Annotated in this window: 13 protein-coding genes; 2 read left to right on the top strand and 11 right to left on the bottom strand. The window is 68.9% G+C overall.

Annotated elements, in window-relative coordinates:
- Positions 1-33 precede the first annotated feature (33 nt).
- On the top strand, positions 34-3687 hold the full coding sequence (gene mfd / locus MOM01_RS10715) for a transcription-repair coupling factor (RefSeq protein WP_241385401.1): 3654 nt from the start codon (positions 34-36) through the stop codon (positions 3685-3687).
- Complete coding sequence (locus MOM01_RS10710; protein ID WP_241385400.1) at positions 3684-4352, top strand: MazG family protein; 669 nt, start codon at positions 3684-3686, stop codon at positions 4350-4352. Before mfd ends, MOM01_RS10710 begins: the two co-directional genes overlap by 4 nt.
- Here MOM01_RS10710 and MOM01_RS10705 read toward each other — a convergent pair.
- The 11 genes from MOM01_RS10705 to MOM01_RS10655 are packed head-to-tail and all read right to left on the bottom strand — an operon-like array spanning position 4341 to position 20951.
- Positions 4341-7043 (bottom strand): HAD hydrolase family protein, encoded by a 2703-nt coding sequence (locus MOM01_RS10705; protein ID WP_241385399.1) that lies wholly within the window; start codon positions 7041-7043, stop codon positions 4341-4343. The two genes, MOM01_RS10710 and MOM01_RS10705, sit on opposite strands and share 12 nt — an antisense overlap.
- The gene (locus MOM01_RS23335) at positions 7033-8235 is read right to left on the bottom strand and encodes a GNAT family N-acetyltransferase (RefSeq protein WP_241385398.1); all 1203 of its coding nucleotides are present in this window, start codon (positions 8233-8235) and stop codon (positions 7033-7035) included. Before MOM01_RS23335 ends, MOM01_RS10705 begins: the two co-directional genes overlap by 11 nt.
- Entirely contained in the window at positions 8232-9155 is a 924-nt protein-coding gene (locus MOM01_RS10695; RefSeq protein WP_241385397.1) for a glycoside hydrolase family 16 protein, read from the bottom strand. The genes MOM01_RS23335 and MOM01_RS10695 overlap by 4 nt, the downstream gene beginning before the upstream one ends.
- 11 nt (positions 9156-9166) lie before the next feature.
- Positions 9167-10177, bottom strand: coding sequence for a YncE family protein (locus MOM01_RS10690; protein WP_241385396.1), 1011 nt, complete (start codon positions 10175-10177; stop codon positions 9167-9169).
- Complete coding sequence (locus tag MOM01_RS23330) at positions 10167-11249, bottom strand: GNAT family N-acetyltransferase (protein WP_241385395.1); 1083 nt, start codon at positions 11247-11249, stop codon at positions 10167-10169. The genes MOM01_RS10690 and MOM01_RS23330 overlap by 11 nt, the downstream gene beginning before the upstream one ends.
- Positions 11246-12241 carry an NAD-dependent epimerase/dehydratase family protein gene (locus MOM01_RS10680; protein WP_241385505.1) on the bottom strand — a complete coding sequence of 332 codons (996 nt, stop codon included), beginning with the start codon at positions 12239-12241 and terminating at the stop codon, positions 11246-11248. Before MOM01_RS10680 ends, MOM01_RS23330 begins: the two co-directional genes overlap by 4 nt.
- A gap of 2 nt (positions 12242-12243) precedes the next feature.
- The gene (locus tag MOM01_RS10675; protein WP_241385394.1) at positions 12244-13089 is read right to left on the bottom strand and encodes a polysaccharide deacetylase family protein; all 846 of its coding nucleotides are present in this window, start codon (positions 13087-13089) and stop codon (positions 12244-12246) included.
- Complete coding sequence (locus MOM01_RS10670; protein ID WP_241385393.1) at positions 13086-13526, bottom strand: DUF1616 domain-containing protein; 441 nt, start codon at positions 13524-13526, stop codon at positions 13086-13088. The genes MOM01_RS10675 and MOM01_RS10670 overlap by 4 nt, the downstream gene beginning before the upstream one ends.
- The gene (locus tag MOM01_RS10665) at positions 13523-18772 is read right to left on the bottom strand and encodes a glycosyltransferase (protein WP_241385392.1); all 5250 of its coding nucleotides are present in this window, start codon (positions 18770-18772) and stop codon (positions 13523-13525) included. The genes MOM01_RS10670 and MOM01_RS10665 overlap by 4 nt, the downstream gene beginning before the upstream one ends.
- A complete protein-coding gene (locus MOM01_RS10660) occupies positions 18769-20160 on the bottom strand; it encodes a glycosyltransferase (protein WP_241385391.1) in 1392 nt (463 codons plus the stop codon). The genes MOM01_RS10665 and MOM01_RS10660 overlap by 4 nt, the downstream gene beginning before the upstream one ends.
- Complete coding sequence (locus tag MOM01_RS10655) at positions 20157-20951, bottom strand: glycosyltransferase family 2 protein (protein ID WP_241385504.1); 795 nt, start codon at positions 20949-20951, stop codon at positions 20157-20159. Before MOM01_RS10655 ends, MOM01_RS10660 begins: the two co-directional genes overlap by 4 nt.
- Between the last annotated feature and the right edge of the window lie 21 nt (positions 20952-20972).

Raw genomic sequence — 20972 nt, 5'->3', positions numbered from 1 at the left:
ACGGTTCTCGTCTCACACTCAGGAGCGCATTCCTTGTCTGCTGTGCCCCCGGCCGCTGTCCCACTGTCCGGATTGGCGCGGATCGCGCTGGCCGACGACCGACTGCGCAGGATCGGTGAGCTCGCCGGTTCCGCCGAACAGGAGATCGTCGCGCCGCCGGCCGTGCGTCCGTTCGTCGCAGCCGCCCTGGCCGAGAAAGCGCCCTTGCTCGTGGTCACTGCGACCGGGCGCGAGGCCGACGATCTCACCGCGGAGCTCGCCGAGATGCTCGGCGATGCCGTCACGCAGTTCCCGTCGTGGGAGACCCTGCCGCACGAACGGTTGTCGCCGAGTGCCGACACCGTCGGGCGGCGACTGCACGTCCTGCGCCGCCTCGCCCGTCCCGACGACCGCGATCTCGGACCCGAACTGAGGGTCGTCGTCGCCACCGTGCGTTCGCTGGTGCAGCCGATGGCCCCCGGACTCGGCGAGATCGATCCCGTCACGTTGAAGGTCGGTACCGAACACGACTTCGACGAGCTCGTCGCGCGGCTCGTCGAGCTCGCGTACACCCGCGTCGACATGGTCGGCAAGCGTGGTGAGTTCGCCGTGCGCGGCGGCATCCTCGACGTCTTCCCTCCGACCGCCGATCATCCGGTTCGCGTCGAGTTCTGGGGCGACGAGGTCACCGAACTGCGGCCGTTCTCCGTCGCCGACCAGCGTTCGATCTCCGAAGTGGACGTGCCGGTGCTCGTGGCGCCGCCCTGCCGCGAACTGCTGCTCAGCGACGAGGTCAAGGCCCGGGCCGCGCAGCTCGCCCAGGACAACCCGGCCGACGCGGCGCTCGTCGAGATGCTCGACAAGATGGCCGACGGTATCCCCGTCGAGGGTATGGAAGCGCTGCTGCCGGTACTGCAGCCGGGAGAGCTGCAATTGCTCACCGAGGTCGTGCCGGCCGGGACGCACGTGCTCGTCTGCGATCCCGAGAAGGTCCGCACCCGGGCGAGCGATCTCGCACGCACCGGACAGGAATTCCTCGAGGCGTCGTGGACCGCCGCTTCGCTCGGCGGTGCGGCGCCGCTCGACACCTCGAATCTCAACGACGTGGACGGCAGGAAGCTCGATCTCGGGGCGTCGGCGTACCGGTCGTTGCGTCAGGTGCGCGAGGCCGCGCAGGCGTCCGGAACCCCGTGGTGGACGTTGAGTCCCCTCGCGTCGGGTTCCGAGACCGAGCTTGTGCTCGACGTGCAGCCGGCGCCCGAGGTCCGCGGTTCCGAAGATCTGCTGTCGATGCTGTTCGTGAACCTGCGTGCGCACGTCACCGCGGGCGGGCGTGCGGCGATCGTGGTCGCCGGATCGGGTACCGGGCAGCGGATCCTCGAGCGGCTGAAGGAGAACGACGTTCCCGCCGCGAAACTCGAGCCGGGTGCGGAGCCGGTTCGCGGGCAGGTCGGTGTCATCCGTGGATCCCTGCACGACGGTCTGGTACTGCCCGGCAACGACGACAATGTGGTGCCGGGACTGGTGATCGTCACCGAAGCCGACCTCACGGGCAACCGCGTCGTCACCGAGGGACGCAAGACTCCCGTCAAACGCCGCAACCAGGTCGACCCGCTCGCACTGAACGCGGGCGACTTCGTCGTCCACGACCAGCACGGCATCGGCAAGTTCGTGGAGATGGTCGAGCGGACGGTCGGCGGTGCCCGGCGCGAATATCTGGTCATCGAATACGCACCGGGCAAGCGCGGCCAGCCCGGCGACAAGCTGTTCGTCCCGATGGAACAGCTCGACCAGCTCTCCCGCTATGTCGGAGGCGAACTCCCGTCGGTGAGCAAGCTCGGCGGATCCGACTGGGCGAACACCAAGCGCAAGGCACGCAAGGCGGTTCGCGAGATCGCCGGTGAGCTCGTGCGGCTCTACGCGGCGCGGCAGGCCTCGCCCGGACACGCCTTCGCTCCCGACTCGCCGTGGCAGAAGGAGATGGAGGACGCCTTCCCCTTCACCGAGACCCAGGACCAGCTCACGGTGATCTCCGAGGTCAAGGCGGACATGGAGAAGCCGGTTCCGATGGACCGCGTCGTGATCGGCGACGTGGGTTACGGCAAGACCGAGATCGCCGTGCGTGCCGCCTTCAAGGCAGTACAGGACGGCAAGCAGGTCGCGGTCCTCGTCCCGACGACTCTGCTCGCGCAGCAGCACCTGCAGACCTTCACCGAGCGGATGGCGGCCTTCCCCGTGACGGTGAAGGGACTGAGCCGGTTCACCGATCCGGCCGAGTCGCGGGCGATCGTCGAGGGCATGGCGGACGGCACGGTCGACATCGTGGTCGGTACCCATCGGCTGCTGCAGACCGGGATCCGCTGGAAGGACCTCGGTCTGGTGATCGTCGACGAGGAACAGCGCTTCGGCGTCGAACACAAGGAACACATCAAGGCGCTGCGTACGCACGTCGACGTGCTCACCATGTCTGCGACACCGATCCCGCGCACACTCGAGATGAGCATGGCCGGGATTCGCGAGATGTCGACCATCCTCACCCCGCCCGAGGAGAGGCATCCGATCCTCACCTATGTCGGCGCCTACAACGACAAGCAGGTCGCCGCTGCGATCCGCCGCGAGTTGTTGCGTGACGGTCAGGTCTTCTACGTGCACAATCGGGTGAGCTCGATCGACAAGGCCGCCAAGCGGCTTCGCGATCTCGTCCCCGAGGCGCGGATCGCCGTGGCGCACGGCCAGATGAACGAGGACACCCTCGAGAAGACCGTCCAGGGATTCTGGCAGCGGGAATTCGACGTTCTCGTGTGCACCACGATCGTCGAGACCGGTCTCGACATCTCGAACGCGAACACACTCATCGTCGAGCGGGCGGACGCGCTCGGCCTGTCGCAGCTGCACCAGTTGCGTGGGCGCGTCGGGCGCTCGCGCGAGCGCGGATACGCGTACTTCCTGTACCCGGCCGAGAAGCCGCTCACCGAGACGGCATACGACCGGCTCGCCACGATCTCCCAGAACTCCGACCTCGGTGCCGGTATGGCCGTCGCGATGAAGGACCTCGAGATCCGTGGCGCCGGTAACGTTCTCGGCGCCGAACAGTCCGGGCATGTGGCGGGAGTCGGATTCGACCTGTACGTGCGGCTCGTCGGTGAGGCCGTCGAGGCGTACCGGGCCGCGGCGGACGGCCGGACCGTCACGACGGACGAAGCGCCCAAGGAGGTGCGGATCGATCTTCCGGTCGACGCGCACATCCCCGCCGACTACGTCGCATCCGATCGGCTGCGGCTCGAGGCCTACCGCAAGCTCGCCGCCGCGAACGACGAGGCGGCGATCGCCGCGGTCGTCGACGAACTCGTCGACCGGTACGGTCCGCTTCCCGACGAGGTGCAGCGCCTGGTCTCCGTCGGCCGGTTGCGGTTGCTGTGCCGCGAGTACGGCCTGGAGGAGGTCGCGGTCACCGGGACGCAGATCCGGATCTCTCCGATGGACCTGCCCGATTCGAAGCAGATGCGGCTCAAGCGCCTCTACCCCCGCGCCCAGTACCGTGCGACGAGCGGCCTCGTGCAGCTCCCGATCCCGAGGACGGGCGGCGTCGGATCCGATCGGGTCCGGGACGTGGCGCTCCTGCAGTACATCGCGGACTTCCTGCTCGCACTCGACGGAAAACCGCAGGGCTCGGTGGATCTGACCAGCGCGGTCTCGGTGCATGCATGAGCGACTACACCGCTCTTCGCGACGCCGCGGTTGTGATGGACCGGCTCTGGTCCTTCGGCGGCTGGGAGGTCACCCAGACCCACGAGAGTCTCCGTCGCTATCTCGTCGAGGAGACCTACGAGGTACTCGACGCCATCGAGTCGGGGGATCCGGACGAACTCCGTGAGGAGCTCGGCGACCTGTTGCTCCAGGTCCTGTTCCACTCGCGTATCGCCGAGGCGGACGGCCGGTTCACCGTCGACGACGTGGCCGCCACGCTCGTGGCGAAGCTCGCCGCCCGGAATCCGCACCTGACCAACGGTCACACCGGCCCGGTCGACGTCGCGGAACAGGAAGCCGCCTGGGAGGTCGCGAAGAAGGCGGAGAAGGCCCGCGCGTCGTGTCTCGACGGGATCGCCAGGGCGCAACCGGCTCTCGCACTCGCACAGAAGGTGTACGAGCGGGCCACCCGCGCCGGGTTGCCGGACGATCTCGTACCCGACGAGATGCGCACCGTGCGTGTCCTCGGTGCGGCCGATGCCGAGGCGTCGCTGCGCGCCGTGGTCCTGTCCTTCGCCGATCGTGTCCGGGCTACCGAACGTGCGGCGGCTGCGGACGGCACGGGCGGGGACGCGCTGACGGCGGAGGCGTGGCGTCGGTACTGGACGGAGTCGTCACCGGGATGACGTCGACCCGCCGCCCGGGGAATCCCATCGCCGGAGTGCGAGGGTGAGGGCGAGGCGGCCTGTGCGGGGTGCCAGCCCGCGCAGCCCGTTCTCGCGCAGGCCGAGTACGCGGCACAACACCACGGTGCGTGCGGGAATCCGCGCGGGGGCGCAGACCCGGCACGCACCGGGGCGGTGACCCAGCAGATCGGTGCAGGCGTCCGCGAGTCCGGCCTGATATGCGTAGCGGCTGATCGCAACCCCCGAACGGCGGACGGAGTCGCTCGCGTTGCGTGGTGCCCGGCGTACTTCCGCCAGCGCCAGCATGCTCAGGTCTTCGTCCGAATCACCCACGGCAAGAGCAACTCTCGTTTCGAGCGAATCCGTCAGTCGCCTCAATCCCGAGGCCTTGCCGATCTCGCGCGGCACGAAATCCGTCTGGCTCTGTCCCCGGACTGCGCGAACCGCCCCGTCGGTCGCGGCGGTCACGCCGGCGGTGAGATCGGCGGGAAGCGGACCATGTGCGGAGCGGGCACGGACGGCGAACCGGTACCGTTCGTCGATCTCGACCCCGCCGAACTCGCGGAGGAAGGCGCGGGCACGGTCCACCGCTGCGACCGCTGCGGCCGAACGCAGATCCGTCCACCGATCACCCGTCGCGTCGTAGACGACGGTGCCGTACTCGGCGACACCGCCCGCCAGTCCGAAACGGCGGCAGAGATCGATCACGTCGTCGAGGCACCTGCCCGTCACCGGCACCGGCCGGTAGCCGTGCGCGGTGAGTGCCCTCAGGCAGACGGCTCCGAGTGGCGTCGTGCACGGATAACCCAGAGGGGACGTCTCGAGTACGCCGTCGAGGTCGACGGCGCACAGCGGACCGGCAGGACGGACCGCCGAGCGCGGCGCAGGGACGACGGCCGAGAGATAGCTGTGCACGGCCGCGGCGGAACGGACGGCGGTGACGGAGGGAGCGATCTCACCGGTACGGCCCAGCCGCCAGAGCAGGGCCAGCCGGTAGAGGAGCCACCTCTCGTCGTCGACCACTTCTCCGGTGCGCGCGGTGTAGGACCGGCGGAGGGTGCGCTCGAACTCGTCGTCCCGGCAGTCGAGGGCAGCACCGGCCAGATCGAACACCGAGTCGTAACAGGTCATCTCGAGATTGCTGAAGGACTGCTGGTGGAAATGCACCTTGTGCGCAGGCCCCGTCGGCGACGAGCGGCGCCAGTACCGCGTGTGCGTCTGACCGTCGGGGACGCTCGGGCTCTCGGTTCGGAGAAGGCCACGGGTGATCCGGTCGAGCAGCACGTATCGACCGAGGGGAGCGAGTCGCCCGAACATGCTGCCGAGCAGGAGCGCCGCAGCCGACGCCGAGGTGCCGCGACCTCTCAGGTGTGCGCTGCGGTCGTGCGGAACCCGCAGGGCGCGAGCGCGATCGGCGACGTATCCGGCGACCGACTCGGCGAGTGCGAGCGCATCCCCGGAGATCTCGGATCCGGGAGCCCAGTCGCGATAGAGCAAACCGTCCACGACCCCGTAGATTCGCGGGACGTGACTTCCCAGAGGAGTGGCGACGGCGACCGCATGGCGGCCGAAATAACCCAGGCCGGCTCCTTCCACGAGGAGTTCGCGTCGTGACGTCCCCGACTCCGTGGAGACGGTGACCGAGAAGCGGGCGCGTACCCGGGCCCGGTTGTCGCCGGGCAGACGGCGTGGCCCCGATGCGACGACGTGATGTCCGGGACCGAGCATCTCCGCGAGGGCGTCCGCGACCGCGCGGCGAGTCAGGCGATGGTGCACCGACCATCGTGTCCACGGCAGGTACACCCCGGGCAGGCTCGCCAGCGCCGGGGGAGGCATCGCACCGGCGAGAGCGGCTGCGACGACCACCCGGTGTCTCGGGACGCCGAGTGCCAGCACCGCCCGCACCGTCTCCGAGATCGCACCACCGGTGACGGGAGGATCGTCGACGACGAGGATCGTGGCTCCCTCGGCGGCGGCCTTCCTCAGGGTGGAGGCTTCCGTGCGCTCCCACGGCCGTCCTGGGCGATGGCTCGTCACGTCGACGTCGGGCCCACCTCTCTGCTCGAGGCTCGCGGCGAGCAGCGGTGCGAGATAGCTACCCGAGGTCCGGACTCCGACGACACACACCCGGGGCGAGGAATCGGATCGCTCGAGGAACCGTCGTGCGAGTTCGACCATGTCGTCGGGATGCTGGTCGAAGCTGCGGAAACACGAAGGTACCCGCAGCACGTCGGGTGCGAGGTGCACGACCTCGTCGAGGGAGCGATCGAGTTCGGCCGGCAGGGAAGGCGGGCGGTGGAGGTGGTCGACCACGGTGTGTGCCAGGGCGAGCGTTGCGGTTGCAAGGTGCGTCCGGAGTCGTCGTACCCGTTGCCGGCGCATCGCGGCCACCGGTGCGGACATGCCGGCTGCCGCGGCGTGCGCGACGCGACCGGCGGCCCTGATCGCAGGAGACTCGGTGTGCCGCAGATGCTCTGCTGCCCGGAAGAGCTGCATAGGGTCGGGTTGCAGACCGTCCTCGACCATCTGTGTCAGTCCGACGGCGAGCAGGTAGGCGTCCAGCCAGTCCTCGTCCCGCAGGGCGTGCCGCAACAGCCGGGCGAGTTCGGGGGCCGTGAAGAGCAGGTCGACGGCGGTCAGCCGGTCGGGGGGAGGAGTGACGGATGTGAGCGAGGACAGTTCACAGCTCATGACCGTTGCCTGCCCGCCGTTGGTGCAGGGCGAGGGAACCGCGTTCGACGGTGCGCCGCAGGGCGACGAAACCGCGTCCGAGACTCGACAGGGGGAGTCCTTCCCATGCCACTTCGGGAGTGGGGTGGACGACGCCGCCGAACCGGCGTTTGACGTGTTCGAGGCCGGAGACACCCCCCGTCTGGCCCATGTCGAAGATGCGGCACCCGAGCCGGCAGGCGTGCTCGATCGCGCTGACCTGCAGCAGTTCGTGTGCGCGCAGATTCCCGGCGAGATCCCGGTCGCTGTAGGCGCGCCAGCCCATGCCGACCCCCTCGTGGTAGACCGCATACGCGGCGGCGACGGGAACACCGTCGAGAGAGGCGACCCAGATCCGGCTCTGCTCCCCGAAGACCCGTGCGACCGTCTCGAATCGGCGCAGCGGTTCGCGTCGCCTGCCCAGTCGGCGCGCGAGCGCGAGCGGCATGTTCCGTTCGACCGCCCGCCGATCCAGCCAGCGCAGATAGACGTCGTAGAAGTCGGCGACCGACTGTGGTGAACTGCCGCACTCGATCACCAGTCCCGCCTCGGCCGCCTTGCGCCGGGCATTGCGGATTCCCGATCGTGCCTTCGGCGAGAAGCGCGTCTCCCAGACGGCGTCGAAGCCGCCGTCCAGATCGAGGATGTACGTTGCCGAAGTTCCGGTGTCGCATCGGCGAGGGAGCCGGGCGCCGTGGCGGGACATGGCTTCCGACCAGGAGGGCACGGCCGAAAAGCCGGGCCTGATCATGATGCGCGCGCCGGAGGTCGCCGCGAGATCCGGGGCCACCGCCTCGATGTCCTCGACGGTGACGCCACCGGGCGCGAGGATCCCGCCCACGGACCACCCGTGCGGCATCGACGCGTAGATGTCGAGGCGCGCGGGCAGGCTGGGGAACCGCACGGCCGGTCGCCGCACGAGTGGAACGACCATCCGCCGGCCCTCCCGGGTCTCGTACAGACGGCTCGCGTCGATCCATCCTTCGGAGGCGCAGGCGCACTCGAGCCATTCCGGGATCTGGGACGGCCCGGTGGACGGATCCGCGCGTGCGATTTCCCGCCAGGCATCCCGCGGTGCCGGAGTGGTGACCCGGACAGGGCCGTGGAGACCGGAGAACGTCCGCGTCCGGTAGGGGACGGCGGGGGATTCGGAGTCGAGGATCGATCCGGTCACGATGCACCTTCCGGTTGGTAGACACGGATGTGGTCCACGAGCATCCGTGCCGGGAACTCGGTATCCGAATCGGGCGAGCCGGGCCACTCACCGCCCACGGCCAGGTTGATCAGGAGGAAGAAGGGTTGATCGAAGACCCATCCGGAACCGGCCTCCTCACGTGTGAGGACTCGGGTCGTCTCCCCGTCGACCTGCCAGGCGATGCGATCCGGTGACCATTCGATTCCGTAGGTGTGCCAGTCCGTCACGGACTGCCCGGGCGGCAGGATGTGTTCGGCTCCGAAATGCAGTCCGGGTCCGTGGGCGTGCTGCTCGACCTCGTCGTCGCGGCGTCCCACGACCTCCACCACGTCGATCTCCCCGGCTTCGGGATGGCCCACCTCGTCGATGTTCCGGCCCAGCAGCCAGAAGGCAGGCCACAGTCCGGTTCCGACAGGCAGCTTCATCCTGGCGTCGAATCGTCCGTACTGCTGGTCGAATTCGATCACTTCGTCGGACCTGCGGGAGGTCAGCTTGCCGCTGGTGTACCGGCAGCGGCCGTACCAGCAGGTGTGGCCCTCCGATCCTTCCCTGGCTTCGATCACGAGGTGCCCGTCTCCGTCGAGGAAGGTGTTGTCACCGTCCGTGTAGTACTGCAGTTCGTCGTTCCCCCAGCCTGTTCCACCGTCGTCCGGGACCCACACGGACGGGTCCGGTGGTGCTCCCGCCGGACCGTCGAACTCGTCGCCGAAGGTCTGTGCCCACCCCTCGGTCGAGACGGAGGTCGCCGGGGGAGCCTCCCCGATCCTCGTCGAGGCGGTGGTCGGCCCGCAGGCCGTGAGAGCGACGAGCAGGACGAGTGCCCGGGCCGCCCGGACGGGCCGCCGGCCGGCGCGGTGGCGCCCACTTCGGCGACGAGCAAGCCTGCGTGATTCGTGCATTCCCGGCCCCCTCATATCCGCGCCACGGCAATGCCACGCGGTGTGGCGGCAAAACTGTCGGAGCGCACCGGAAGCAGGGTGGAGGTGTCGATCACGGTGACGTCGTTCGAATACATGTTGGTGACGTAGATGCGGGATCCGTCGGCGTTCGCGGCCAGTCCGTCCGGTGCTTCCCCGGTGGGGATCGGTCTCCCGACCACCTTCCGGGTCCGCGCGTCGACGATGCGGACGTCGTTCGAGTTCTGCGATGCCACGTAGACCCTCCTTCCGTCGCCGCTCACGAGAACGGCACTGGGAAAGTCCCCGACAGGTATCGGATCACCGATCGTCGTCCGCGTCCGCGTGTCGACGACCGTCACGTCCCCCGCATCCTGTCCGGCCACGAACACTCGGGTGCCGTCGGGGCTCACGGCCAGCTGGGCGGGTGCCCGGCCGACCCCGATCGGATTGCCGACCACGGCCCAGGCGGCCGTGTCGATCACACGCACGTCGTTCTGGTAGATGCTCGACACATAGAGTCGTCCCCCATCGCGGGAGAGAGCCAGGCCACCGGGTGCGTCCCCGACCGGCAGCGGAACACCGACCTGCTCGCCGGTGCCGGTGTCGTAGGCGCGCACGTCGTCGGTCTCGCCGCCGGCGACGTAGAGGCGGCTGCCGTCGGGTGAGACGGCGAGTCCGGCCGGATAGGTGCTCACCCGGATCGGGTCACCGATCGCGCGCCCCGCGGCCGTGTCGACGACCGTCACATCGTTCGAGAGGGGACTCGACACGTAGGCCCGGCGGCCGTCGGCGCTCACCGCGACGTCGGACGGTGCGGTCCCCACGCCGATCGGGTCGCCCGCAGGTTCGAGACCGTCGGCAGTGTGGATGCGGAGATCACTCGACTGCGCATTCACGACGAGAACGTATTCGCCCTCGGCCAGGGGTGCCCGATCGGGCGGGCGGGACTCGGTCGTGCACGCGGCGAGCGTCGTCAGCAGCACGATCGGTGCGACCAGTCGGACGAGTCTGTCACCGCGCATCGACGAATCCGATCGCTCGTTTGACGTATCCGCGCAGCGCCCGGTCGGCCCGGTGGACGGGGACGCGTTCGATCCAGTACTCGGCGTAGTCCACCGGAACCGCACCGAACTGGGCCTTGAAGCGGGAGAGCGTGTGCGACGAGCCGGACTCACCCATGTGATAGGTGCGGCAGCCGGATCGGCACGCGTCCTCGATGGCGATGCGGTGCAGGAGGACGTTGGCGCGGACGGGGGCGGCGAGTTCCTTGTCCATCGCTCCGCGGGTGTAGTGCGCGTTCGCGCCGTCCCGGAGAACCAGGATGGCAGCAGCGGGCCGGCCCTCCACCCACGCGACGGTGATCCGGCATCGCGGACCCATCCGTTCCGCGATCACACGGAACTTGGTCCGAGGGTCGCGGTGACGTCCCCGGAAGCGTGCCAGCCAGAGAGGTTCGTGCTGGGCGCGAGCCCAGCGGTCGAAGGACCGCAGCAGCAGTTCGTAGAAGACCGGCACGAAGCGTCCGGTGTCGTCGGTCTCGACGACGACCCCGCGCTTCTCCGCGCGCCGCACCGAGGTGCGCGTGGAGCCCGCCATACGTTCCGTCCACACCTTCTCGAAACCGCCCTCGAGATCGAGGACGTGCGCGCGTGCCGGGATCGCCGTGACCCCGGCACGGCCCGCGGCCGCCTCCTCCCAGGCGGCCGCGTGCACGGGATTGGGGCGTATCCGCACCCGCAGAGCGGAGGAGTGCTCGAGATCGTCGAGTACACCGCTCACCAGCTCCGGCGTGACCCCCGAGGGGGCGATCAGGCCGCCGAAGCCCCAGCTGCTCGGCATCGACTGCAATATCGCCGGACCCCCGGTGGGATAGGTGCGCCGTACCAGGGGGAGGAGTGCGTGTGTGCCCTGCTGGTTCGTGTACAACCGTCCCGCATCCTGGTATCCGCCGCTGTGCGTCAGCGCGTCCATCCATTCGGGTGACTGGGTGGGGAGTGCGTACGGATCGGCCCGGTGCAGTTCGTGCCACAGGCTCCGGGAGATCTCGCGGCCGGAGGCGAGTCGCTGTGCCGGTCGGTCGGCGGTGGCCGTCACCGTGAGCTCCCCTCGGACACGGTGACTGCGGTGCCGGCCGGTACCACGTCGTCGGTCGTCCGGCGGAGCCACTCGACCGTCAGCTGCAGTCCCTCGCGAATGCTCGTGCGCGGATCCCACTGCAGTGCCGCGCGCGCCGCGCTGCGGTCCAGCGCGATCGCCCGGATCTCACCGGTGCGGCCGCCTTCGAGCCGAGGGGGTTCGGTGCTGCCCACCACCTCGCTCATCAATCGATGCAGATCCGCGGTGGACGTCTGGATTCCGGTCCCGATATTGAAGGTGCCGGTCACCGACGTCGGGGCCGTCGCGGCACGGGCGAAGGCGTCGACCACGTCGCCGACGTAGACGTAATCGCGTGTCGCACAGCCGTCTCCGTAGATCACGGCGGGACGCCCCGCGAGCATCGCCGATCCGAAGATCGCGACCACGCCGGCTTCACCGTGCGGATCCTGCCTCGGGCCGTAGACGTTCGACAGCGCGAGATTGACGGGCGCGAGACCGTACATGCCCGCATAGCACCCCAGATACAGTTCCGCTGCGACCTTACCGGCGGCGTAGGGGGACAGTGGGCATGCCGGAACCTCCTCCCGCACCGGCAGTGTGATCGGCTCGCCGTATCGGGAGCCACCGGAAGCGGCGAAGACGATCCGGCGGGTGCCCGCCTTCCGGCACGCCTCCGCGATGTTGATGGTCCCCAGGACGTTCGTCGCCGCGTCGTGGTACGGGTCGGTCACCGAGCGGCGGACGTCGACCTGGGCGGCCAGGTGGAAGACGACGTCGGGCCGCGTCCCGGCGACCACCGCCTGCAGATCGGGCAGCGAGACGTCCGTCTCGACGAAGGTGAACCGGTTCGACTCGGCGGCGGAGTCGAGGTTCGACGCCCGCCCGGTGGACAGATTGTCGACCCCGACGACGTGGTGCCCCTCGGTCAGGAGACGATCGACGAGGTTCGATCCGATGAAACCGGCTGCACCGGTCACGAGAGTACGCATGGTCATCGACTCCTGTTCTGGGACACGGCGGGCGGTGACGGCTCGCCGGGTTGGTGGAGGAGAACTCCGCGCGAGGATCGAGTGCCGCGGAGACGCCGGTAGGTGCGCCACAGACCCGTCCGCCACCGCTCGGGAAAAGGCGCGATCGGTGCGCCGCGCCCGGACAGCCATCGGGAGAGATCGGCCGCGCTGGTGTCGGAGCGGACGGTGAGCCGTGCGAGGCTCAGTGAACGATCCGTCGTGGAACTGAGCGCGTTGCCCACGGCGCAGGCGGAATTGTGGCCCGCTCGTGCGACCGCGGTGCGCACCCGTGCGGAGTGGAATCCGTGGGGATACGCGAAGCTGGGGACCGACCTGCCCAGATGCTCTTCGAGAAGCCCTTTGCTGCGGCGGATCTCGTCGGCCACGGCCGGAGGGGGCAGGATGTCGAGCTGCGGGTGGGTATGCGTGTGAGCGCCGATCTCGACACCGAATTCGTGCAGGTCGGTCAGCTGGGACCAGGACAGCATCGGTGCGGGAGGGATGTGCAGCGAGGTGGGCGGCCGTCCGCGCAGCGCTCCGGTGGTGACGTAGAGGGTGCTGGAAAGGCGTGCCGACGACAGGACGCCCGCCGCGGACAGGAAGTCCTCGAAGCCGTCGTCGAAGGTCACGATCAGCGGCCGTTCGGGAAGAACGCGATATCCGTTCGCCGCCGCGACGAACTCGCTGACCGTCATGGGCGTGCGTTCGCTCGCCAGCATCGCTTCGACGTGTGTCCGGAAGGTCTCCGGAGTGACGGTGTAGGGCGCGATCCACGACGCCGGATCGGACGAGACCGAGTGGTAGAGCAGAATCGGAACGACGGTCATCGCAGCACCACCTCCTGCGGTGCCGATGTCCGGATCTGCCGGTACGCGGCCGCGGTGGACACGAGGGTCGTCAGTGCCGCCAGTGTCACCAGGCGCGCCTCGGTCGAGGGGTTGTGCGCGAGGGTGAAACCCACGGAGACGAGCAGGAGCGAGAAGATGCTCAGCCCTACCGCCGTCACCACCTTCTCGAGCGCGTACTGCAACGGAAGATGCAGTACGACAGCCCAGCCCGGTGCGAACAGGACGAAAGAGAACACGACGATCGCGCGCACCACGGTCCAGGCCGAACCGGGATCGACGGTCGCCGTACACACTAGGGCGAGGCATCCCGACAGGGCGATGATCCACAGTGCCGGCGACACCTTCCGGGCACGGCGTGCGAGCGCCGAGAGCCGTTCCGAAAGGGGCGCGGGCCCGGGCTCGATGCGGTGCTTCATGAGTCCTCCGGCCGGGGTTGGGTCAGCGTGAAGATGACGGCGTCGGGGTTGCGATAGACGAGTGTGAATCGCGGCGAATCCGCCAGCGTCGTCTCGATGTTCGGCAGTGCGTCGTCGGGCAGATCACCGGACAGCACCATGCCTTCCTGCTGACTGCGGGTGATGATCAGGTAGGCGTGATGGTGGTCGACCGGATTCATCATGTCGGCGAGCGTGTCCGCCGGATCGGCCAGGATCTCCTCGCGGTCCTGGACTTCGAAGCTCGCGAACCACATGTGGTCGTAGAACTCGAAGTTCTCGAAGGCCCATGGGAATCCACTCGACGCCCCGACCACGAGCGAACCGCGTGGAGCCACGCCGTAGAGGAACTCGGAAGCGGCCTTTTCGTCGGCGGTGAAATGGGCGGTCTGCTCCTTGCCGTAGTAGCCGAAGGCGAAGCCCGTCACGAGGAGCACCAGAACCACCGGGAGAACGGCCGGCCGCACGCGGCTTCTCGGGCTGCGGCCGATCCGGCCGGCGAGACGGTCCGGGAAGAACGCGGCCGCCGCGTAGAAGGCGACGAAGGGCAGCCCGAGCAGGTAGACACGGAAGATCATCTCTCCGCCGTAGTCGTTGCTCACGATCAACGGCAGCGGAGCGACGGCGAGCAACGGCAGAGCCAGCTCCCGGCGCCCGAACGATCCTCGCTGTCTCCGGAGACGCCGGACGAGACCGGTCACGGCCAGAAGCCAGATGCCCGCCGAGAGGGCTCGATCGGCCTGGGCGACAACCATCTGGCTGCGGCTTCCCGCATCCAGATCGACGAATCCCGATCCGGCATTACCGCTCGCATCTCCGAGGGCCTCGAACATGCCGGCGATATCGGCGGCGAGCCACGGGCCGGCGATGACGATGTCCCAGGCGAGTGTCATCCCGAGCATCACGAGTGTGAGCACCGCCGTCTTCCGGACACGGAAGACGGCGAGCAACCCGAGTGCACCGACCATCATCAAGGGGGTCAGCTGATGTGTGGGCACCATCGCGGCCATGAGCGGGACGACGGCGAATGCGGCGATCGGCCGGCGGATCGCGGCCGGGACCTCGGGGCGCTGGTAACGCAGGACCAGGGCGAGAACCGTCAGGTAGAGGAAGAAAGCGACCGCCTGCGGCGCGAAGTAGTCCTGGCCGACCCAGGCGCCGAGATAGAAGACGACGAGTGCCGTCCAGATCAGCCGCCTGTCCTCGGTGAACGTCCGGAAGATCAGGAACAGGGGGCCGAGGAGCAGCAGATTGAAGAAGGGCGGGGCCCACGCGGCGTAACCGAGAGCCGAATCGAGTCCGCCCGCTCGGACGAGGGTCGCGTTGGCGTTGAAGAAGGCAGGCCAGAACTGATACGCCGACAATTCGCCGAGACCGGGATCGATGGCGCCGTGGCGCAGGAAGAAGTCCACGATGCCGACGTGCTTCCACGCCCAGGAATACCGCAGCGTCTCGTAGACGAGCGTGGGCGTGGCGTGGAGGACGGCGATCAGCACGAGAACGTGGGCCGCGTACACCCAGGTCGGCGTCGCCGCCCGGCGGATCGACAGGCCGAAGTTCACCAGCAGGACCGCGAGCGCCGCCCAGAAGGTGGCGGGGAGCAGGGGCAGCAATCCGTAGTCGCCCATCCTCCCGGTGTCGATGCGAGGCAGGGAGACCAGCCACAGCGCTGCGGCGATCAGGACGCCGTAGGCGGGATGCCACCGGAACTTCCGCGGAGTGCGTTGCTGGGCAGTGGATGTGGTGCGGAGCATTCCCGCCGTGCGGCCGACCGCATAGCCCGCCGTGGTGGTCGCCACGCCGGCGATCATCGCCAGGGCAGCGCCGATACCGGAGAACCGGCCACGCGCCACCCCTCGGAGTTCACGCGCCACCCCCTTCGGGATCGTGGAGGTCAGATAGCGCTGTTCACTGGACAACGCCCGGCCGGCTCCCGTGCGCGCGCTCACCGCGGCCTTCGACAGGCCTTCGGCGTAACAGCGGGATCGGAAGTACGACCAGGTCGCGCGGTCCTCGCTGACGCTGTGGCGCACACGCGCGGACGGTTCGTGGATGTGTACCCCGCCCGGGCGGCTCTCGGCGAGACGGATGCACAGCTCGGTCTCCTCGCATCCGAGTGGCCGGGTGCCGATTCGGCCCAGTTCGGTGGCGAACCCTCCGGCCGCGACCACCGGTTCCCGGCGCAGCGACATGCTCGCGCCGATCATGTTCCGGACCTGTGCGCGCTCGGTGGGCAGGCCCCGGTAACTGCAGCCGACCACCCAGTCGAACTCCGGAGGGAACCAGCTCGGGCGCGCCACCGCCCAGTCGGCCGCCACCCACCCTCCGACCCCCAGGACGTCGGGATCGGAGTAGGGAGCCGTCATCCGGTCGAGCCAACCGTCTTCCGCGGCAGCGTCGTCGTCGAGGAACACCACGATCTCGCCGGTGGCCGACGCCACGCCGGTGTTGCGGGCGCCGGACAGTCCGGCCTCGTAGACGTTGGGAATCACCGTGACGCCGTGCAGATGGTGCCGCGCACGGGTGAGCAGCGGCTCGTTGTGGTCGATGACGACGATGATCTCGTCGACGGACCGGATCTGTGCCCGGACGGAGTCGACGGCGCGCGAGAGCGAGTCCCAGCGACGGTCGGTATAGGCGCAGATCACCACGGAGGCGGTGATCGTCTGCTCGAGGCGGGAAGTGGGCGCTGCCGTCACGGTGGGCGCTGCCGTCACGAGGTCGACGGAATCGGTGCCGTCCGGGGCGGTGTCCTCGAGGTCGGTACCGATCTCGCGGAGTGCGCGCATCACGGGCAGGCCGTTCAGAATCCACCAGATCCGATCGTCGCGGTGCCCGGTGTTCGTACGGCAGAGACCGGCGACGTGATGGATCCAGACGAGCAGGATCAGCGCTTCGTCGCGGGGCTCCTCACCCCGCAGCGGATCGGGACGGGCCTCGTGTGCGGCGGCGCGGATCCCGCGTTCGGCCTCGGTGAGCCCGCCGGCGCGCAGCCGGCGACCGACGACGTCACCGAACTCGCCGCGTTCGGCGAGGGCGGAGGAGGTCAGCAGCATGAAACAGTCGTCGAGTACGACCGGCAGGTCGCGGCGCGCTCCGCCCCAGTCCACGATGCCGCGGACGGCGCCGCCCTCGGTCACACGCACGTTCCCGGGATGGAAGTCGCCGTGTGTCCAGCCGACCGTCATCACCCGTCCGTCGAGCACTCGGCGCAGGAAGGATCCGAGTTCCTCCGTCACCGGCAGGTAGGAAGGTGAGTGCACGCGGCACATCTCGGACACCTCACGCAACGGCTCGTCCACCCACACGGCCAGGGCGTCGTCGTCGACCACCACGAGTTCTCCGGTGGCGGTGTGCATCTCGTCGATCGTGGAGATCGCGGTGGTGATCGCGCGGTCGCGGAGGCCCGGATCGCCCGCGACCACGGCCGCCAGATCCCTGTCGGGCAGGAACGTCTCGACCGAGGAGGTGGTGGTGGCGTCGGTGTGGAAGGACAGGATCTGCGGTAGGCGGTCCTGCCATCCCCGGAGCCGGTGGTCGCAGTGCAACTCGGCGAGGACGGCACGCTGTGCCCGGAGGTCCGCAGCGGCAGGCTCGGTACGTGCGGTCTTGAGGACGGCGTCGGCACGATGAGGCGTCCGGCCCAGGAACTCGACCCGGAGGTCGGTCTCGGTCGGGACGGACCAGCGGTACGGCCACTCCGCCGTCAGGCCGCTCGGGTCTTCCTCGCTGCCCCGCGATCGTGTGGTACGGGGGCGCCGGAGTCCGGCGAGCGAGGCGAGTCGACGTGACACTCGTTCCGCGAGCCGGGACCTGCGGACCGCGGCGCCCGCGCGGACGGCCGATTCGGGAAGTGCTCGCACGAGGGGGTTGTGGCGGGCACGCGGCCGGTGAAGGTGCGCGGCGTCGACGTTCAACCACAGGTCGCGACGGAATACGAGGGCCAGGGCGATGGTCGTCTGGCTCGTCAGGAAAGCGATACCCGCGCCGGCCAGTCCGAACGGTTCCAGCAGGATCGCGGCCAGGCCGAGAGTGAGGACCATGTTGGTGATCTGGATCGACAGCAGCAGTCGCAGCCTGCGATGTGCCCGGGCGGAACTGATCGCGGTGGCGACCACGATGTTGGGGACGGCCGCCAGAGCCAGCAACCGGAGTACCTCGTCGCCGGCCCGATACTCGGCGCCGAAGATGTGGAGGACGAGCGGCGCGAACACGAGCAGACCGATCACGGCGGGGATCACCAGGCGGGCGCTGTGGACCATCACCTGGCGGGCCTTGCGCGCGAAGTGCGACTGATCGGAGGCGGTCTCGACGACGAGCGACATCCCGAGATTGACGTTGATCAGGTGCAGGGCGTTCGCGATCGCCCAGGCGATGGAGAAATAGGCGGTCTCGACGGAGCCGAGCTGCCAGAGAACCAGGATCGGCATGAGGGCGGTGGCACCGATCGAACACACGGCCCCGATGTAGTCCACCGTCACGAATCGGGAGAGCTGCCCGATCGGCGGGAGTTGTTCGGTGCCGTCGGCCGCGGCGGCGTGCCGGGGGATCGCCCGGAAGAAGATGTACCCGGCCAGGATCGGTACGGACAACAGAAGCGAGGCCGTCCACGACAGGAAGATGCCCGTCGCCGGGACCAGCGCGGCGAACGCCACGACCATGCCGATCTTGACCACGGCGACAGTGACGTTCTCCACCGGGACCAGGGCCGCGCGCCGGAGTCCGGTCAGCACGCCGTCCTGCAGCACGAACAGGGCGGATCCGACCGTGCCGACGACGAAGAGCAACTGGGTGCCGGGATGATCGAGGAACGAGGTCTCCGGTGAGACGATCGGGACGAGCACTACCGTGACCACCGCGACCACGAGTGCGGTCGTGAGGGTCACGAGATATGCCCCACCCACCAGACGCCGGGTGCTGCGACCTGCGGCCGGGACGAACCGCGACATCGCCCCCGCAAGATTCAGCTGTGCGATCGCCGCCGTGAGCATGGCCATGGAGATCGCGGCCGAGTTCGTACCCACGGTCGCCGCGTCGTAGTAACGGGCGACGATCGCCCAGTACACGAATCCGATGGCCGCGGACAGCACCGCGCTGAGCGTCAAGAGCATCCCGTTGCGCAGCAACGGATTCTGCAGATCTCGGAGGAAGGAGCGGGGCACGGCGAATCCGGGGAGAGGGACGTGGAAGGCCGTGACCATCCGCCGTCCGGACGAGATGTCGTTCACCGGCCACCTCTCGTCCCTGTGACCGCTCGCCGGCCGTCCTGGCCGCGTGTCCGCCAGCGGCTCACCAGATAGGCGGCAGGGCCGAACAACACGCCGCGTCGCTCGAGAGTCGCCAGGCCGCCGGGCAGCTTGTCGTAGCGGGCACGGTTGTGTTCCGACGAGGTGCGCAGGATGCGGTCCGCGGCGCGTGGCAGGCGGCGGAGCAAGCCGAACAGTGCCCTGGGGTCACGGGCGATCGAACTGGCGACGAACGCCCCGAGTCCGACGCCGTATCCGTAGGCCTGATTGCGCAGCGCGCTCATGTCACGGTGATGCCGGTGCCAGACGACGGCTCCGGGCTGGTAGACCAGCCTGTGCCCGGCGGTGACGACACGGAAGAACCCGGCGAGGTCGTCGCCGCCGCGCGCGAACGTACCGGCGCCGATGGCGGGATCGAATCCGCCGAGTTCCCGCAGGATGGCGGTGTCGAACGCCATGTTCGCCCCGGATCCGAATTGCCCTGCCGTGAAGGGGAAGAGAGGGTCGGAGGAACGCTCACGGCGGTCGAAGACGCGCATCTCGAAGCCCTTGTCGAATCCGCCGTGCTGTTCGAGCAGAAGCTGGGCGGGGGTCTCGAGCTGGGCCGGAAGAATCAACCCGGTCACGCATCCGACGCCGTCGGTGGACGCGAAGGCCTCGGCGACAGCGGTGAGCCAGTGCCGGTCGACGACGACATCGTCGTCGACGAACGCGATGATCGGGCCGCGTGCGGCGTCGAGACCGCAATTGTGCGCCGAGGACAGACCCCGACGGTCCTCGCGGAGATACCGTACGCGGGGATCGCCGTAGGAGGCGACCATCCGCGCGGTCTCGTCGTCGGGCGGGTCGTTGTCGACGACGAGTACCTCGAAGGCGGGATAGTCCATCGCCGTGAGGGCGTCCAGGCAGATACGGGCGCTGTCGGTCCGGTCCCTCGTCGCCACGACGACGGTGACGAACGGAGCGTGTTCGAGTGTCTCGTCGCGGACGATCCGGCATCGGGGCGTCGCGTCGGCGCCGGCGGTGGACGAGCACAGTGCCTCCGGGCGGGACACCGCGGAGAGACCGTCGGACGAGAGATGCGTGTTCACCCCCTCGCCGACGGCGGACCACACGGCATCACGATGGTCGTGCCAGTGCAGGCCGTGCCTGCCGTCGAGCACGACCAGCCCCACCGGGTGTCCGTGCAGACGCACCAGAGCCATGATCTTCGTCGAGGACGTACGGTCGCCGACGAGATCGAGAACCTGTGGGGGTGAACTCAACTCGACGTCGGTCCGCGGTACCGGCAGGTCTTCGAGGGTGATCATCCGGGCGGCTGCGGGGCGTTCCGCAGCAGACGCCGCCCCCGTGCGCGAGGTGGCTCTCACGCCGGCCCCAGTGCGCGGGAGGTGGCCGGCGGCGCGGTGCGTCGGCGCGGATGGGCCACCCGCGCCAGCAGGCCGGACTTCTCGCTGCTGTGGGCATCGAGCACCGCCTGCAGCACCCGCGTTCCGTCGCGCACCGCGCGCAGGTTGGACTTTCCGCTACGGCGGGGCATCTCCATGCTCGGTACCTCCGCGATCCGCAGACCCGCTCGCATCGCCGCGGCGACCATCTCCGCCTCGATCTCGAAACCCGTCGCCGACAGCTTCAGATGGTCGAGATAGCGACGGTGGAACGCGCAGAATCCGTAGCACAGGTCGGTGAGGTGGGTATCGTAGAGCGAATTGAAAACGCCGAGGAGGAAACGGTTTCCGAGAGTCCGGAGTCGGGTGATGTCGAGGGATCCACCACCGGCGACGAAGCGGGATCCTTTGACGAAGTCGTAACCGTTGTTGAGGAAATGGAGATAGTGCGGGATCTCCTGCGGTGCCATACTTCCGTCCGCGTCCATCATGACGATCAGGTCGCCCTCGGCCGCGAGGAAACCCGTCCGTAGCGCGCTGCCCTTGCCGACGCCTTCCTGCTGTACGACGCGGATGTCCGGCCGTACGCTCCGGGCCGTCAGAATCGTCACGTCGGTGGAGGCGCCGTCGACGATGATGATCTCGGTGATCTCCTCGGGTATCTGCCCGAGTACCCACGCGATGTTCCTGGCCTCGTTCCGGACCGGAATGACCAGGCTGGCGGTCGGTTTCACCAGGGGAGAGACGTGACCGCGTCGGGGGAGCCGGGACATCGAGGCGTCCGGCGCGGGAGC

This window comes from Rhodococcus sp. CH91 (assembly GCF_022554085.1).
GTDB lineage: Bacteria > Actinomycetota > Actinomycetes > Mycobacteriales > Mycobacteriaceae > Rhodococcus.
The sequence above is the reverse complement of the archived record's forward strand: the minus strand, read 5'-3'. Positions and strand labels throughout refer to the sequence as shown.